The following is a 15,121-nucleotide window of genomic DNA, read 5'->3' as shown; positions in this document are numbered from 1 at the left end:
ACAATCCGTCAAGATATAGTTGGTTAAACGAACCCTAAGAGTCCATTTTTCTCGCACCACCACCAATGGTGCCTCTACGTCAGCCGTTTTCGCGCAGAACCGTGCCCGCGAGGTAGAGAGATCCGCAGATCAGGATGCGCGCGCGGGGCTCTTCGGCGGTGATCGCAGCAAGGGCAGCGGGCACATCCGCAGCGGCATGGGCGCGCAGCCCGGAGGCGCGTGCGGCGCGTGCGGTCTCTTCGGCCTCCAGCGTCGCCGGGGCGTCGGGGATCGACACGGCGGTGAGACTGTCGGCAACGCGCGCCAGCGGACGCAGGTAACCGCCCACATCCTTGGTGTTCAGCATGCCGCAGATCAGATGCGTGGGCCGCCGCGGCATCCGCGTCAGGTGCTCGGCCAGAGCCTCGCCAGCCGCCGGGTTGTGCCCGCCGTCGAGCCAGAGCTCGGCCAGTGGTGCCGCTTTCAGCAGCGGGCCATGGGTGAGGCGCTGCATTCGCGCGGGCCAATCCGCCGAGGTGACGGCGGCCTCGCAGGCCTCTTCGCCGAACCCGAGGTGGCGCAGTGCCGCCAGCGCCGCGCCGGCGTTGGCCAGCTGATGGCGTCCGGGCAGGTTCGGCAGCGGCAGGTCCAGAAGACCGGTCTCGTCCTGATAGACCAGCCGCCCGCGTTCCTCGGTCACATGCCAGTGCTGGCCGTGCGCCAGCAGCGGCACGCCGAGCTTTGCGGCGCGGGCCTCGATCACCTCCATCGCTTCCTCGGGCTGCGGGCCGACGACGCAGGGCACGCCGCGCTTGAGGATACCGGCTTTCTCACCGGCGATCTCGGCAAGGGTCTCGCCGAGGTACTGCTGGTGGTCGAGCGAGATCGGCGTGAGGATCGTCAGCGCGGGCTTTTCCACCACATTGGTGGCGTCGAGCCGCCCGCCAAGGCCGGTCTCCAGCAGCGTGTAATCCGCGGGCGTGCGGGCGAATGCCAGCAGCGCGGCGCAAGTGGTGATCTCGAAATAGGTGATCTGCGCGCGCTGGTTCTTCTCCCAGCATTCGTCGAGCACGGCGCTCAGCGCGTCTTCGGAGATCAACTCACCCGCCAGCCGGATACGCTCGTGGAACCGCACGAGATGCGGCGAGACATAGGCGTGCACGCGCTTGCCCTGCGCCTCCAGCCCGGCGCGGATCATCGCCTGCGTGGAGCCCTTGCCGTTGGTTCCGGCAAGGTGGATCACCGGAGGCAGGGCGCGCTCGGGATGGTCCAGCGCCTCGAGCAGCCGCCAGACGCGGTCGAGCGTGAGGTCGATGATCTTGGGATGCAGCGACATCATCCGGTCGAGGATGGCGTCGGAACTGGCGGCGCTGCTCACGCTGGTCACTTGGCGGATTTCTTCTTCTTGTCAGCTTTGGCCTCTGCCTTGGGCGCGGCTTCGGCAGGCGCGTCGGCAGCGGGCGAGGGCAGATCACCCGCGACGGCGGGCGGCATGCCCATCAGCATGCGCAGGATGGTGGTCAGCTCGCCGCGCAGTTCGCGGCGGTCGGTCACCCGGTCGAGCATGCCGTGCTCGAGCAGGTACTCGGCGCGCTGGAAGCCCTCGGGCAGCTTTTCACGGATGGTCTGCTCGATCACCCGCGGACCGGCGAAGCAGATCAATGCGCCCGGCTCGGAGATCTGCACGTCGCCCAGCATCGCGTAAGAGGCGGTGACGCCGCCTGTGGTCGGATGGGTCAGCACGACGATATAAGGCAGGCCCGCCTCGCGCAGCATCTGGATCGCCACGGTCGAGCGCGGCATCTGCATCAGCGACAGGATGCCTTCCTGCATCCGCGCGCCACCGGCGGCAGAGAACAGGATCAGCGGGCGCTTGAGCTTCACCGCTTCCTCGGCTGCGGCGACGATGGCGTTGCCGACATACATGCCCATGGAGCCGCCCATGAAAGTGAAGTCCTGCGCGCAGGCCACCACCGGGGTACGGTTGATCTCGCCGGAGGCGACAAGCATCGCGTCCTTCTCGCCGGTCGAGCGCTGTGCGGCCTTCATCCGGTCGGGGTATTTCTTCTGATCACGGAACTGCAGCGGATCGGCGATCGGCTCGGGCACGGCGACCTCGTTGAACACACCGCCATCGAACAGCGCGTCGAAGCGCGCGCGCGGGGTGATGTTCATGTGGTGGCTGCAGTTGGTGCAGACGCCGAGATTGTCCGTCACCTCGCGGTGAAACAGCATCGTCCCGCAGGAATCGCATTTGGTCCACAGATTGTCGGGGACCTCGCGGCGCGAGAAGATCGAGTTGATCCGGGGACGGACGTAGTTGGTGATCCAGTTCATTGCGGTGCTGCCCTTGTTTTCCGAGCGTGCCCTGCGGCGTCAGGGGCTTTGGGTTGGCGCTGACTTAAGCAAGCGGCAAGGGAAATGCAATCACGGCCTGCTTTCCACGCTGGTCGGGGGGAGCCGGGGCTTCAGCGGCGCAGCGCCAACCGCGCCGCAAGCCAGGTGATCAGCAGGGTGATCAGATCAAGCGGCAGCATCCGCATCAGCATCGCGGTGTCATCCAGCGCAAACGGCCAGCGCATCAGCGCAAGGCCCGACATCTGCCCTTCGGGCGCAACCAGCGCCAGTGCCACAAGATTGTTGGCAAAATGCAGCGCCATCGCCGGACCCAGCGTGCCCGAGCGCGCCGTCAGATCGGCGGCGGCAAGGCCAAAGAGAAAGGCCCAGAGCGCCACATAGATCGCCGCGCTGCCATAGGTTCCGGGCGCGTAGTGCCCCAGCGCGAAAAGCGCCGAAGGTAGGCAGAGCCAGACCCAAGGCTGCGGCAGCCGCGCGGCAAGCTGGGTTTGCAGGTAGCCGCGAAAGAACAATTCCTCGCTGGCGGTCTGCAACAGGATCGCCGGAAGCGTCAGCGGCAGCAGCGCCAGCCAGCGCAGCGGCGCGAGCCCCGGGTTCAATGGCGTGCTCTGTGCCCAGATGGTGACCGCCGCCGCGACCAGCGCCGCCGCGCCCGCCGCCAGCCCGACACGGATGAACTGATGAAGCGCCACGGGCGGCGGGCCGATAAGAGTGATCGCGCTGCGCCCGTGCAGCGCCCGCGCCGCGGCGATTGCCCCGACGCCCATGGTGACCATCGAGGCCAGCAGCAAAAGCATTCCCGCTGGCGCATCGGCGCGGCGGATCGCATCGGCCAGCGCGCTGTCGCTGCCCGGCGGCAGGAAAAGCGTGACGATGGCAAAGAGCATCTGGCCCAGCACAAAGCTCACCGCGATCGCGACGCAAATCCCAAGGGCAAGACGCCAAAGCTCGGGGCGGCGGGCGGTAGCGGTCAGCATGACGAAGGGGCGATAGCTCATCGCTGTGACCCGTGCCGCGATCTATGCCGCGGCGCGTCATTGTCGGTGAGCGAGCCCAATATCGCGGCTCTGATTGGAAAAATGGTCGAGCGAAACACTTTGGTTGTCCGATTTTTGCCAAGTTTCCAGCGCGCGGCGGATTCTGTCAATTCCCGGGCGCGTGACGTGAAGGTGAACTCCGGGCTTTCATTCTTGTGCACTCGCAGGGGCTTCGCTAACCCAAGGGGATGATTTTGAGCCCCGCAAAACCCCGCGCCCGGCGCTGGCGATCCTCTGTGCTGATATTGGCGGCGGGTCTTCTGGCTGCCTGCGAAGGGCAGCTCGGCACCCCGCCGACGCCGCTCCGGCAGGCGCAGTTCGAGGGCGGCGCCATCGTTGTTGCGGGGCCCGAAGGCTATTGCATCGACCCGGTCACGCTCGAGCGGCGGGCAGGGCAGGGCTTTGCGCTGCTTGCCTCGTGCCAGATCCTGAGCGGCGGCGAAGGCGCGGTGGTCGAGCCGATGATGCTGACGGTGACCATCGGCCCGGCGGGCGCCGGGCGCCGCCTGCCATCGCCCGAGGTCATGGCCGCCGAGGCGGGCCAGTCAGAGATTTCTGGTGGCGGCGTGCGGGACGGTCTGTCGCTGGTGCATCTTGCGGCAGGCGGCAACCGGATGCTCGACGCGGGTGATCCGCGTTACTGGCGCGGGGCTTTCCATCAGAACGGTCGCCTGGTGATCCTCGCGCTTTATGCGCCGAAGGGCAGCGCCTTGGCTGGTTCGGACGGCGCGGGGATGTTGCGGGCCGTGCGCGCCCGGATCGCCGCGCTCAGCCCCGAGGCGACCGCGCAACGCTGAGCCGGTCACGCGCAGCGCCCCCGTTTATTCGATCTTCGGGATTTGCCATAACAACGCGGGCAGTTGCCCCGGCACCGGGGCCAAGGAGACGCGACGCTATGGGACAGGGCAGATGAGCGAGAAGACCAGCAGCCGCTTGGCGCGCCGCGCGCTGCAGGCGATCGTTCTGCGCCGCTGGACACGGGCCGCCGCCGCCGCGCCGGACACGCCGCTTTCCGAATTGCGCAACCTGCGCGGCGCGGCCCGCCGCCTGCGCCAGCAACTCGACAGGCTGCTTTACGTGGCCGAGGAACGGCTGGCGCTGCCGCTGATCGGCAATCAGAGCTTTCCGCGCCCGGCGGATGCCGACTGGGCATGGCGGCCCGAGCTTTGGCGCGGCCCGCTGCCGCAGCCCGGCATCGCCTCGGTGCCCGGCAAGGCACCGCTTGGCGAAGAGGCGACGCTGTTTCACGATTGTCCGCGTTCAGAGATCACGCTGCGCCAGATCCGCAACCTGCGCGAATCCGATCTTGCGCCCTACGGGCTGCGGCTCGACGTGTTCCGCTTTCGTGGCTCATATCTGTCGCTGGCGGTGACCCTGCCGCAAGAGGCCTGCGAGGGGCTCACCCGGCGGCATCTGCTCCGGGTTGAGACCATCGCCGAGATGGAAAAGCCGCTGGAGCTTTTTGCACGGCTGAACATCCGTCACGGGCCGAACACCGAGCAGGTCGTGCGGGAACTGCCGCTGAACGCCGAAGAGATCAACGTCGAGTTCGACCTTGCCTATACGCGGCTGAACGAGAAGCGGGTCGATGCCATGTGGCTTGACCTGATCTTCGAAGGGCCGGAGATGAACGAGGTGATCCTGCGGGACCTCACCTTCAGCCGACGCCCGCGGGCGGAACTATGAGCCGGGGATGCAGATGAGTGACTACACGCTGACCAAGACGCGCTTTCGCGAGGGGATATGGCAGGGGCTGCTGAGCGGTCCGGCGGACGGCCAGCCCGAGATTTCGGTCACTCTCGAAGGGGCGGCGGTGCGCGGTGTGACGCTGGCCGCCATGGGCGCGCCCGGACAATGGGCGCTGGATGTGCCGGTGCCGGTCGAAGCGGTGGGCGACGGGGTGCAGACCTTCATGATCCGCGAAACAGGCTCGGACCAGATGCTCGACAGTTTCACGCTGATCGCCGGCGAGGCTCTGGGCAGCGACTTCCGGGCCGAGATGTCGCTGTTGCGGGCAGAACTCGACATGCTCAAGCGGGCGTTCCGGCGCCATTGCCTCGAGACCGGTGGATAAGACCGTACTAAACGGGTCTGCGGGCCCGTCCGCAGGTTGACCTTCCGGGCGCCAGTGGCCAGTCTGCGCAGGATTTTATTCTTTCGGCGCGTCGCCGCGGAGTCCTTCATGTCCCCCTTGCGCGGCATTGCGCTGAAACTCACCTCCGTGGTGCTCTTTGTCATCATGTCCGCACTTATCAAGGCCGCCTCGGAGCAGGTGCCCACGGGCGAAGCGGTGTTCTTCCGCTCGTTCTTCGCCATTCCGGTGATCCTCGGCTGGCTGATGTGGCGCGGAGATCTTGGCTCGGGGCTGCGGGTCGCGAGCCCAATGGCGCATTTCCTGCGCGGCATTGTCGGCGTCGGCGCCATGGGCTGTACCTTCGCCGCGCTGGGGCTGTTGCCGCTGCCCGAAGTGACTGCGCTCGGCTATGCCGCATCGCCGCTCACCGTGCTTTTCGCGGCGCTGCTTCTGGGCGAGAAGATCCGGCTTTTCCGCACCTCGGCGGTTCTTATCGGCTTGCTGGGCGTGACCATCGTCATGGCGCCGCTGCTGACCGTCTCTGAGGTGAGCCCGGCGGTGCTTTGGGGGATCGGCTTTGTGATGACCGCGGCGGTGCTGCGGGCGCTGGTGCAGATCCACATCCGCCGCATGGTGCAGAGCGAACAGACCTCGGCCATCGTGTTCTATTTCTCGCTGACCGCGACGGGGCTGTCGCTGCTGACCCTGCCGTTTGGCTGGGTGATGCCAAGCCCGACCGAGGCGGCCATGCTGATCGGCGCGGGGCTGTTGGGCGGGGTGGCGCAGATCTGCCTGACCTCGGCCTATAAGGGCGCCGAGGCGGCGCTTCTGGCGCCGTTCGACTATGCGTCGATCCTCTTTGCCATTCTCATCGGGTACGTGGTCTTTGGCGAGATGCCGACGCCGCTGATGCTGCTTGGCTCGGCGGTGGTGATCGCCTCGGGCATCGCCATCATCCTGCGCGAGCGCGCGCTTGGGCTGAAGCGTTTCAAGGCGCGCCCGGGGATGACGCCACAGGGCTAGGTAAGTGCGGCTTAAGTGGGGTCAGGCCGCTTGGTCTCGTCGTGCAGAAACTCCGCCAAGAGCCGCTTCGCCTGCTGCAGATGGTAGCGCATCGCCGCCGCCGCGCCGTCGCCGTCCCGCATGGCGAGGCAATCGACGATGGCGGCATGCTGTTCGATCGCGGCCTCGGGAGAGGAATCATAGGTGCCCATGGTGAAATGCACCCGATCTGTGCAGCGCTTCCAGCGCTCCAGTTGCGGCCAGAGACTGCCATAGCCAGCGGCCTCGCACAGCGTCAGGTGAAACCGGTCGTCGAGGCGCAGCAGGTCCTGCGGCCCGCGGGCACTGACCAGCTTCTGCCGCATGATCTGCTCGCGCAGGTCGGTCAGCAGCGCCGTGTCGGCGATCTCGGCGACCCGGCGCAGGATCGCGACCTCGGTCTGCTCGCGCAGGAAATGGGCGTTGCGTGCGTGGATTTCCGAAATCGCCCGCACTTTGACGTCGGTCGCCGTAAGGCGGGCTACAAGCCCTTCGTCCTCTAGCAGCAGCGCCGCGGCTTCGATTGATTCACGTGAAAAACTGGTGGTCTCGGCAAGCTCGGTCAGGTTCAGCCGCAAACCGGGGCTGAACCGATTTCGCGAGATCGCATCCCGCAGGGCCCGGACCAACTCATGCGCGGGTGAAAGATCGCACGCGGGGGCCGGGGAGAACTCCTCCCGGAAATCCATCATTACAAAATCACCTTTTACACAGGTGAATGCTAACCCGAGGGATGGATTACGACAATGGCGTTCGCTTTCGCGCCGGACCGCCGATGTCTTCGGGCGCGACGGCGACGCTTTTCATCACCGCGTGGCAGGGTACACCCGGCGCCAGACCGAGCGCTTCGGCAGAGCGGCGGGTGATCCGGGCAAGGATGCGTCCGGCGCCGGTGTCGAGCGAGACCATCATGCCCGGCCCGTCGCCCGAACGGATCTCATGCACCCGGCCGCTGACGATATTGAGCGCCGAAAGGCCCTCTGGGCGCTGTCGGGACAGGATCACCTCATGCGCCGCGATGCGCACCCGCACCCGCGTGCCCGGCGCGGCACCAAGGCGCGGGATCAGCAGCGGCGTGTCGCCCGCGCGCAGTTCGGTCAGCCCGTCCTCGTGGTGACAGGCCACATGGGCGGTGAGCAGCGCGCCAGCGGCCCGCGCGCCGAGCGGGGTGACCGCCGGATCGCCCAGCACCTCGGCGGCGGGGCCCTGCCGCGTCACCCGGCCCTTTTCCAGCGCCACGACGGTGGTGGCGAGCCGTGCGACTTCGGCGGCGGAATGGCTGACGAAAAGGATGGGCACCGACGCGGCGTCGCGCAGCCGCTCGAAATAGGGCAGGATCTCGGATTTGCGGGCCTCGTCGAGCGAGGCCAGCGGCTCGTCGGCAAGGATCATGCGCGGCGCTGACAGCAGGGCGCGTCCGATCGCGACGCGCTGCTTCTCACCGCCCGAGAGCGCGCCGGGGCGGCGCGACAGCAGCGGCCCGATGCCTAGCATCTCGACCACGGTGTCGAAGCTGGCCGGGGAGGCGCCCCGCGGCGCGAACCACTGGCCGTAGCGCAGGTTCTGCCGCACCGTGAGATGCGGAAACAGCCGCCCTTCCTGAAACACGTAACCGATGCGGCGGCGGTGCGGCGGCAGCCACAGGCCCTGCGCGCTGTCCATCAGCACCAGATCGCCCGACGCCACGCGCCCGGCCTCGGGGCGCAGCAGACCGGCGACGGCGTTGACGATGGTGGTCTTGCCCGACCCCGAGCGTCCGAACAGCACGGTGATCCCCGGCGGGGCCTCGAACCGCGCGTCGAGCTCGAACCCCTCGAACCTGTGCTGCAAGGCGACCGACAGCGTCATGCGCCCGCCACCCGCCGTTGGGCCCGCCGCGCCAGCCATTCCGACAGCAGCAGCGCCGACATCGCCACAGCGACCGAGACCGCCACCAGGCGCAGCGCCGCGCCCTCGCCGCCGGGCACCTGCAGAAACGCATAGATCGCCGAGGGCAGGGTTTGGGTCTGGCCGGGGATGTTCGACACGAAGGTGATCGTCGCGCCGAACTCACCCATCGCCTTGGCAAAACCGAGCACCGCTCCGGCGATGATACCGGGGGCGATCAGCGGCAGGGTGACGGTGACAAAGACCCACGCGCGCGGCGCGCCCAGCGTTGCCGCAGCCTGTTCGAGCTTGGGATCCACCGCCTCCAGCGACAGGCGGATGGCGCGCACCAGCAGCGGAAACGCCATCACCCCGGCAGCCAGCGCCGCGCCGGTCCAGCGGAAGGCGAAGACCACGCCGATCTCATTCAGCACCGAGCCCACCGGCCCCTGCGTGCCGAAGGTCAGCAGCAGCAGATAGCCTGTCACGACGGGCGGCAGGATCAGCGGCAGATGCACCAGCCCGTTGAGCAACTGGCGGCCCGGAAAGCGCCAGCGCGCCAGTGCGTAGGCGGTGAACACCGCCAGCGGCAGCCCACCCAGCGTGGCCCAGAAGGAGACCCGCAGCGAAAGCTGCACCGCCTGCCATTCCTCGGGGCCGAGCCAATCCATTCAGCCGCCTGTCTTCGCAGGACCGGCCATGACAAAGCCCTGCCGCTCAAAGGCGGCGCGGGCCTTGGGGCCGTGCAGATAGTCGAGGAAGGCCGCCTCGGCGGGCGTGTCGCGGGTGGCGATATCGGCGACCGGGTAGATGATCGGGGGATGGCTGTCTTCGGGAAAGGTGCCGATCACGCTGACGTTGTCGTCGGCGGCGGCGTCGGTGGCATAGACGATGCCGAGCGGCGCCTCCCCGGTCGAGACCAGCGCCAGCGCGGCGCGCACATTGTCGGCCTGTGCCACGTCGGGGGCGGTCTGCTGCCACATCCCGAGGCTTTCCAGCGCGGCCTTGCCGTAGATGCCCGCGGGCACCGCATCGACCAGCGCCATCGCAAGCCGCCCGCCATCAAGCAGCGCTTGCAGGTCGAGGCTCGAGCCGATCTCGACCGTGGCGGCGTCATGTCCATGCGCGATCAGCACGATCGAATTGCGCAGCAGGTCGCTGCGCGTTCCCGGCTCGAGCAGCCCTTCGGCCTCCAGCTTGTCCATCCACTGCTCATTGGCCGAGATGAAGATATCCGCGGGCGCGCCCTGCTGAATTTGCCGGGCCAGCGCCGAGGACCCGGCGAGGGAAACGGTGATCTTGTCGTCTGATCCGGCCTCATAGGCGGCTTTGATCTCGTCCATCGCGTTCTTCAGGCTGGCGGCGGCAAAAACCGTCACCTCATCCGCCTGCGCCGCAAAGGGCAGGCTGGCAAGCAGGGCAGACCCCGCGAGGCGGGCAAAATATCGGGAAAAGGGCATAGGGGAAAATCCTGAAGGCCTGATATGTTCGGCAAAACATATCGCAATCGAGGACCGCCCGGGCAAGCGTTATTTCCCTTCGGGAATATCGGACGGACCGTCTTGCCCACGCAGCAGGCTCTGCAGCGTCTCGATCCGGTCGGCCCCGGCTTCGGCAATGGTCTCTTCGAGCGCGCGATAGTTGGCCAGCACCTCCTCGCCGGTCTCGGTCAGATGCGCGCCGCCGCCCTTGGTGCCGCCGCGGCTGCTGGCCACAAGCGGGTCGCGGAACGCATGGTTCATTTCCTCGACGAGACTCCACGCGCGCTTGTAGCTCATGGCCATGGCACGGCCCGCGGCGGCAATCGAGCCAGTCTCGCGGATATGCTCCAGCAGGTCGGCCTTGCCGGGGCCGAGCATGGCGTCGGTGCCGAAGAGGATGCGCAGCCGCAGCCGCGGCGCGCTGTCTGGAGGTGTCTCGCACATGCGCAAGTCATCCCGCATCCAAACGAAGCTGGCAAGCGGCGGATCGGGCTGCGCCTCCGGGTATTTCGGGCGTTTCGGGCGCGCCGGTGCAACGATCCCGCCTTGACGCGCGCGCCGCGTTCACGCGCACTTGTCTTTCCCCGACGTCTGTCCAAGACTGGCCGCAATCAAGAACGGCAGCCCGCAAGAGGCCGCCCGAAGGGACAACAGGGAGATACCCATGCTCAAACAGCTTCTCGCCTCGGCGGCGCTCGTCGCCTGCGCGACGGCAGGTTCCGCCGAGACCAAGGTCGGGCTCATCACCACGCTTTCGGGCGGCGGCGCAGGCCTTGGCATCGACACGCGCGACGGCTTCATGCTGGCGATCGAGGAAGCGGGCCGCGACGATCTGGAAGTGGTGGTCGAGGATGATCAGCGCAAACCCGATGTGGCGGTGCAGATCGCCGACCGGATGATCCAGTCGGAGAAGGTCGACGTGCTGACCGGCATCGTCTGGTCGAACCTTGCTATGGCGGTGGTGCCTTCGGCGACGGCGCAGGGGCTGTTCTACCTCTCGACCAACGCCGCACCGGCGCAGCTGGCGGGCCGCGGCTGCAACCCGAACTATTTCTCGGTGTCGTACCAGAACGACAACCTGCACGAGGCGGCGGGGGCCTATGCCACCAGCGCCGAGTTCAAGAACGCCTTCATCCTCGCGCCGAACTACCCGGCCGGGAAAGATTCGCTCAACGGCTTCAAGCGGTTCTTCGAGGGCGAGCTGGCCGGAGAGGTCTACACCAAACTCGGCCAGACCGACTATGCCGCCGAGATCGCGCAGATCCGCGCCTCGGGCGCAGACAGCGTGTTCTTCTTCCTGCCCGGCGGTATGGGGATCTCTTTCCTCAAGCAATATGCCGACAGTGGCGTGGAACTGCCGCTGATCGGTCCGGCGTTTTCCTTCGACCAGAACATCCTGCAGGCGGTGGGCGACGCGGCGCTTGGCGTGAAGAACACCTCTTCGTGGAACAAGGACCTCGAGAACGAGAGCAACGCGCATTTCGTCGAGGCCTATCTGGCCAAATACGACCGCCTGCCGTCGCTCTATTCGGCGCAGGGCTATGACACCGCGCTGCTGCTGCTCTCGGCGCTGGATAAGGCAGAGGTCAGCGACAAGGACGCCTTCCGCGCGGCGCTGGAAGAGGCCGATTTCGCCTCGGTCCGCGGTGAGTTCGAGTTCTCGGCCAGCCATCACCCGATTCAGGACATCTATGTCCGCGAGGTGGTGAAGGAAGGCGATATCCTCACCAACAAGATCGTCGGCACGGCGATCGAGGATCGCGGCCACGCCTATGAGGATGAGTGCAAGATGTGACCCTGCCGGGCGCGGCCCCTCGGAGCGATCCGGGGTGGGCCGCGCCCGACCTTGGTACATCTCGGTACCTATGCCGGGCGCGCGGACCACGGCCCGCCGCTGACCTGAGACGGACTAAAGAATGACCCCCATCCTCATCGCCGAGCAGGTGCTGAACGGGCTGCAATCCGGCGTCATGCTGTTTCTCATGGCCGCCGGGCTGACGCTGATCTTCGGCGTCATGGGGCTGATCAACCTCGCCCATGGCTCGCTCTACATGGTCGGCGCATTCACCGCTGCCGCGACCGCAGCCGCCACAGGCTCGTTCGTGCTGGCGCTGGTTGCCGCTCTGGCCGCCGCCGCCGCCGCGGGCGCAATGGTCGAGCGGCTGGTGATCCGGCGGCTCTATGATCGCGACCACCTTGATCAGGTGCTGGCCACCTTCGCGCTGATCCTGATCTTCTCGGAAGGCACGCGCTGGATTTTCGGATCCTTCCCGCTCTATCTCGATATCCCCGAGGCGCTTTCGGGGCCGGTCACCCTGCCGGGCGGCATCCAATACCCGCTTTACCGGCTGTTCATCATCGGCATGGGCCTTGTGGTGGCCGCGCTGCTGTTCTGGCTGATCGCCCGCACGCGGCTCGGCATCCGCATCCGCGCCGGTGAGAACGACCGCGAGATGATCGCCGCGCTCGGCGTCGACATCGCCCGGCTCTACACGCTGGTCTTTGCCCTCGGCGCGGCGCTCGCCGGGCTGGCGGGCGCGCTGGTGGGGGCGATCCAGTCGGTGCAGGTGGGCATGGGCGAGCCGGTGCTGATCCTTGCCTTCGTGGTGATCGTGATCGGCGGCATCGGTTCGATCGAAGGGGCGCTGGTCGGCGCGATCCTCGTCGGGCTCACGGATACACTGGGCGGCATCTTCCTGCCGCAGATTTTCGGGTTGTTCATGGACCCCGCCGCCGCCACGCAGACCGGGGCGGCGCTGGCCTCGATGGCGATCTACGTGCTGATGGCGGCGGTGCTGGTCTGGAAACCCACCGGCCTCTTCGGAGCGAAATCATGAGCCGCGAACGTATCCTCGGCGCGGTGGTGCTGCTGGCGCTCGGCCTCGTGCCGCTGGCGGCGCATGTCATGGGCGAGCCCTTTACCATCACGCTGGCGACCCGCGCCGCAATCCTCGCGCTGGCCGCGGTGGGGCTGAACATCGCGCTCGGCATCGGCGGGCTGGTGAGCCTTGGCCACGCCACCTTCTTCGGCATCGGCGGCTATGCCATGGGCATCCTCGCCAGCCATGTGCAGAACTACGAGCCGATGTTCGAATGGCCGTTCCTGTTCGAAGGCTCCACCTCGATGCCCTTCATCTGGCTGGTGGCGGTTCTGGCCTCGGCGCTGGCGGCATGGCTCATCGGCCTCTTGGCGCTGCGCACTTCGGGCGTCTACTTCATCATGATCACGCTCGCCTTCGGGCAGATGTTCTACTTCTTCTCGATCTCGTGGAGCGCCTATGGCGGCGAGGACGGGCTGTCGATCTACGTGCGTAACGGCTTTCCGGGGCTGAACACGCTCGATCCGATCCAGTTCTTCGGCCTGTGCTACGCGGTGCTCTGCGCGGTGCTTTTCGGCGCACATCTGCTGGCGCGCAGCCCCTTCGGCCTCGCGCTTGGCGCGGCGCGGCAGAGCCCCGAGCGGGTGCGTGCGGTGGGCCTCGACCCGAAACGCCTGCGGCTGGTGGGCTTTGTGATCTCCGGCGCGATCACCGGTCTGGCGGGGGCGCTTTTCGCCGATCTCAACCGCTTCGTCAGCCCGACGATGTTCAGCTGGCAGACGAGCGGCGAGATCATGGTCTTTATCATCCTCGGCGGCGTCGGGCGGCTGTTCGGTCCGGTGGTCGGCGCGGCGGTCTTTGTGATGCTGGAGCATTTCCTCGGCGATATGTCCGAGTTCTGGCACATCTGGCTGGGCATCCTGCTGCTGGCGGTGGTGCTCTTTGCGCGCGGTGGCCTCGTCGGGCTGCTGGTCGGGCGGGGGAAGGCGCATGACTGAGCCGGTTCTGGAAACCCGCGGGCTGGTGAAATCCTTCGGCGCGTTGCGCGCCTCGGACGGCATCACGCTCGACCTGCGCCCCGGAGAGATCCACGCGGTGATCGGCCCCAATGGCGCGGGCAAATCGACGATGATCAAGCAGCTCTCGGGCAATCTCGTGCCCGATGAGGGCACGGTGCAGTTCCTCGGGCGAGATGTCACCGGGCTCAGCACCATGGCCCGCGCGCGCATGGGGCTGGCGCGGACCTTTCAGGTCTCGGCGCTGGCGATGGAGGACACCGTGCTGCAGAACGCGCTCTTGGGCGCGCTGGGGGCGACGGGCTCGCCTTATCGGTTCTTCCGGCCTGCGCTGAAACGGGCCGAGCTGAGGGACCGGGCCATGGCCGCGCTCGAGCGCATGGGGCTGGCCGATCACGCCGCCACCGTGGTCAGCGAGTTGAGCCACGGCCAGCGCCGCCAGCTTGAGGTCGCGGTGGCGCTGACCCTGCAGCCCAAGGCCTTTTTGATGGATGAGCCGATGGCGGGGCTGGGAGGCGAAGGCTCCAAGCAATTGACCGGCGTGCTCTCGGCCCTGCGCGCGGAGGCGCCGATCCTGCTGATTGAACATGACATGGACGCGGTGTTTGCCCTCGCCGACCGCATCTCTGTGCTGGTCTACGGGCGTATCATCGCCACCGGCACGGTCGATGAGATCCGCCGCAGCCCCGAGGTGCGTGACGCCTATCTGGGGGATGCCACATGAGCCTGCTGGAACTGCACGACATCACCGCCTCTTACGGGGCTTCGCAGGCGCTCTTTGGGGTGTCGCTGGAGATCGAAGAGGGCGAGGTGCTCGCGCTCATGGGCCGCAATGGCATGGGCAAAAGCACCACGGTGCGCTGCCTGTGCGGGATGATGCCCGCCGGGGGCACGCGCCGCTTTGCCGGGCAGGACATCGCGAAACTGCCCTCGCACAGGGTGGCGCGGCTGGGGGTGGGATTGGTGCCCGAGGGGCGGCGCTGTTTCCGCGATCTTTCGGTGACCGAGAACCTCATCGCCGCGGCGCGCCCTGGCGCGTGGGATCAGGCGCGCGTCGAGGCGCTGTTCCCCCGGCTTGCCGAGCGGCGCGGGCAGGTGGCGGGGACGCTTTCGGGGGGCGAGCAGCAGATGCTGGCGATCGGACGTGCGCTGATGACCAACCCGCGGCTCTTGGTGCTGGACGAGGCGACCGAAGGGCTTGCGCCACTGGTGCGGCAGGAAATCTGGGACGCGCTGGCGGTGCTCAAGCGCGAGAGCGGCCTGTCGATCCTCGTGGTGGACAAGGCCCTGGCGGAACTGGCGCAAGTTGCCGACCGCGCGGTGATCCTTGAGCGCGGGAAATCCGTCTGGGACGGGGTGTTCGCCGAGGTGAAAGGCGAGGTCGCGGAGCGCTATCTCGGGGTGTGAGCCCGACCGGAGTCAAGGCGAAGCCGCCGGGCGAGCGCCTGCC

17 protein-coding genes are annotated in these 15,121 nt (G+C 67.3%); 9 read left to right on the top strand and 8 right to left on the bottom strand.

From position 1 onward, the window contains the following. Positions 1 to 79: 79 nt before the first annotated feature. The 3 genes from AYJ57_RS06950 to AYJ57_RS06940 form a co-directional block, all read right to left on the bottom strand. Positions 80 to 1,318, bottom strand: coding sequence for a bifunctional folylpolyglutamate synthase/dihydrofolate synthase (locus AYJ57_RS06950; RefSeq protein WP_066106810.1), 1,239 nt, complete (start codon positions 1,316 to 1,318; stop codon positions 80 to 82). A gap of 44 nt (positions 1,319 to 1,362) precedes the next feature. After that, entirely contained in the window at positions 1,363 to 2,316 is a 954-nt protein-coding gene (gene accD / locus AYJ57_RS06945; protein WP_066103064.1) for an acetyl-CoA carboxylase, carboxyltransferase subunit beta, read from the bottom strand. A gap of 131 nt (positions 2,317 to 2,447) precedes the next feature. Continuing rightward, positions 2,448 to 3,335, bottom strand: a complete 888-nt coding sequence (locus AYJ57_RS06940; RefSeq protein WP_066103061.1) for a CPBP family intramembrane glutamic endopeptidase — start codon at positions 3,333 to 3,335, stop codon at positions 2,448 to 2,450. A gap of 275 nt (positions 3,336 to 3,610) precedes the next feature. Here AYJ57_RS06940 and AYJ57_RS06935 point away from each other — a divergent pair, with 275 nt between their 5' ends. The 4 genes from AYJ57_RS06935 to AYJ57_RS06920 all read left to right on the top strand — a co-directional run bounded on the left by AYJ57_RS06935 (position 3,611) and on the right by AYJ57_RS06920 (position 6,471). Beyond that, positions 3,611 to 4,171, top strand: a complete 561-nt coding sequence (locus tag AYJ57_RS06935; RefSeq protein WP_193789517.1) for a dihydroxy-acid dehydratase — start codon at positions 3,611 to 3,613, stop codon at positions 4,169 to 4,171. Positions 4,172 to 4,283: 112 nt separating this feature from the next. Continuing rightward, the gene (locus AYJ57_RS06930) at positions 4,284 to 5,060 is read left to right on the top strand and encodes a DUF6478 family protein (RefSeq protein WP_066103056.1); all 777 of its coding nucleotides are present in this window, start codon (positions 4,284 to 4,286) and stop codon (positions 5,058 to 5,060) included. Positions 5,061 to 5,073: 13 nt separating this feature from the next. Continuing rightward, entirely contained in the window at positions 5,074 to 5,448 is a 375-nt protein-coding gene (locus AYJ57_RS06925) for a hypothetical protein (protein ID WP_066106807.1), read from the top strand. 108 nt (positions 5,449 to 5,556) lie between these two features. Beyond that, the gene (locus AYJ57_RS06920; protein ID WP_066103053.1) at positions 5,557 to 6,471 is read left to right on the top strand and encodes a DMT family transporter; all 915 of its coding nucleotides are present in this window, start codon (positions 5,557 to 5,559) and stop codon (positions 6,469 to 6,471) included. 11 nt (positions 6,472 to 6,482) lie between these two features. Here AYJ57_RS06920 and AYJ57_RS06915 read toward each other — a convergent pair whose 3' ends face one another. From AYJ57_RS06915 to AYJ57_RS06895, 5 genes are all read right to left on the bottom strand, one after another. Next, positions 6,483 to 7,181, bottom strand: coding sequence for a GntR family transcriptional regulator (locus tag AYJ57_RS06915; protein WP_066103050.1), 699 nt, complete (start codon positions 7,179 to 7,181; stop codon positions 6,483 to 6,485). A gap of 46 nt (positions 7,182 to 7,227) precedes the next feature. Continuing rightward, on the bottom strand, positions 7,228 to 8,337 hold the full coding sequence (modC, locus tag AYJ57_RS06910; RefSeq protein WP_066103048.1) for a molybdenum ABC transporter ATP-binding protein: 1,110 nt from the start codon (positions 8,335 to 8,337) through the stop codon (positions 7,228 to 7,230). Then, complete coding sequence (gene modB, locus AYJ57_RS06905) at positions 8,334 to 9,026, bottom strand: molybdate ABC transporter permease subunit (RefSeq protein WP_066103045.1); 693 nt, start codon at positions 9,024 to 9,026, stop codon at positions 8,334 to 8,336. The genes modC and modB overlap by 4 nt, the downstream gene beginning before the upstream one ends. After that, the gene (modA, locus tag AYJ57_RS06900) at positions 9,027 to 9,815 is read right to left on the bottom strand and encodes a molybdate ABC transporter substrate-binding protein (RefSeq protein ID WP_066103042.1); all 789 of its coding nucleotides are present in this window, start codon (positions 9,813 to 9,815) and stop codon (positions 9,027 to 9,029) included. Between the two features lie 69 nt (positions 9,816 to 9,884). Then, positions 9,885 to 10,280, bottom strand: a complete 396-nt coding sequence (locus tag AYJ57_RS06895) for a winged helix-turn-helix domain-containing protein (protein WP_066103039.1) — start codon at positions 10,278 to 10,280, stop codon at positions 9,885 to 9,887. Between the two features lie 220 nt (positions 10,281 to 10,500). Between AYJ57_RS06895 and AYJ57_RS06890 the strand changes: the two genes are divergently transcribed. From AYJ57_RS06890 to AYJ57_RS06870, 5 genes are all read left to right on the top strand, one after another. Beyond that, the gene (locus AYJ57_RS06890) at positions 10,501 to 11,631 is read left to right on the top strand and encodes an ABC transporter substrate-binding protein (protein ID WP_066103036.1); all 1,131 of its coding nucleotides are present in this window, start codon (positions 10,501 to 10,503) and stop codon (positions 11,629 to 11,631) included. 121 nt (positions 11,632 to 11,752) lie between these two features. After that, entirely contained in the window at positions 11,753 to 12,673 is a 921-nt protein-coding gene (locus tag AYJ57_RS06885) for a branched-chain amino acid ABC transporter permease (protein WP_066103033.1), read from the top strand. Then, entirely contained in the window at positions 12,670 to 13,653 is a 984-nt protein-coding gene (locus AYJ57_RS06880; protein ID WP_066103030.1) for a branched-chain amino acid ABC transporter permease, read from the top strand. Before AYJ57_RS06885 ends, AYJ57_RS06880 begins: the two co-directional genes overlap by 4 nt. After that, positions 13,646 to 14,395 (top strand): ABC transporter ATP-binding protein, encoded by a 750-nt coding sequence (locus AYJ57_RS06875; protein WP_066103027.1) that lies wholly within the window; start codon positions 13,646 to 13,648, stop codon positions 14,393 to 14,395. Before AYJ57_RS06880 ends, AYJ57_RS06875 begins: the two co-directional genes overlap by 8 nt. After that, positions 14,392 to 15,078 (top strand): ABC transporter ATP-binding protein, encoded by a 687-nt coding sequence (locus AYJ57_RS06870; RefSeq protein WP_066103024.1) that lies wholly within the window; start codon positions 14,392 to 14,394, stop codon positions 15,076 to 15,078. The genes AYJ57_RS06875 and AYJ57_RS06870 overlap by 4 nt, the downstream gene beginning before the upstream one ends. Positions 15,079 to 15,121: the final 43 nt, after the last annotated feature.

The organism is Salipiger sp. CCB-MM3, assembly GCF_001687105.1.
Taxonomy (GTDB): Bacteria; Pseudomonadota; Alphaproteobacteria; order Rhodobacterales; family Rhodobacteraceae; genus Salipiger.
The sequence above is the reverse complement of the archived record's forward strand: the minus strand, read 5'-3'. Positions and strand labels throughout refer to the sequence as shown.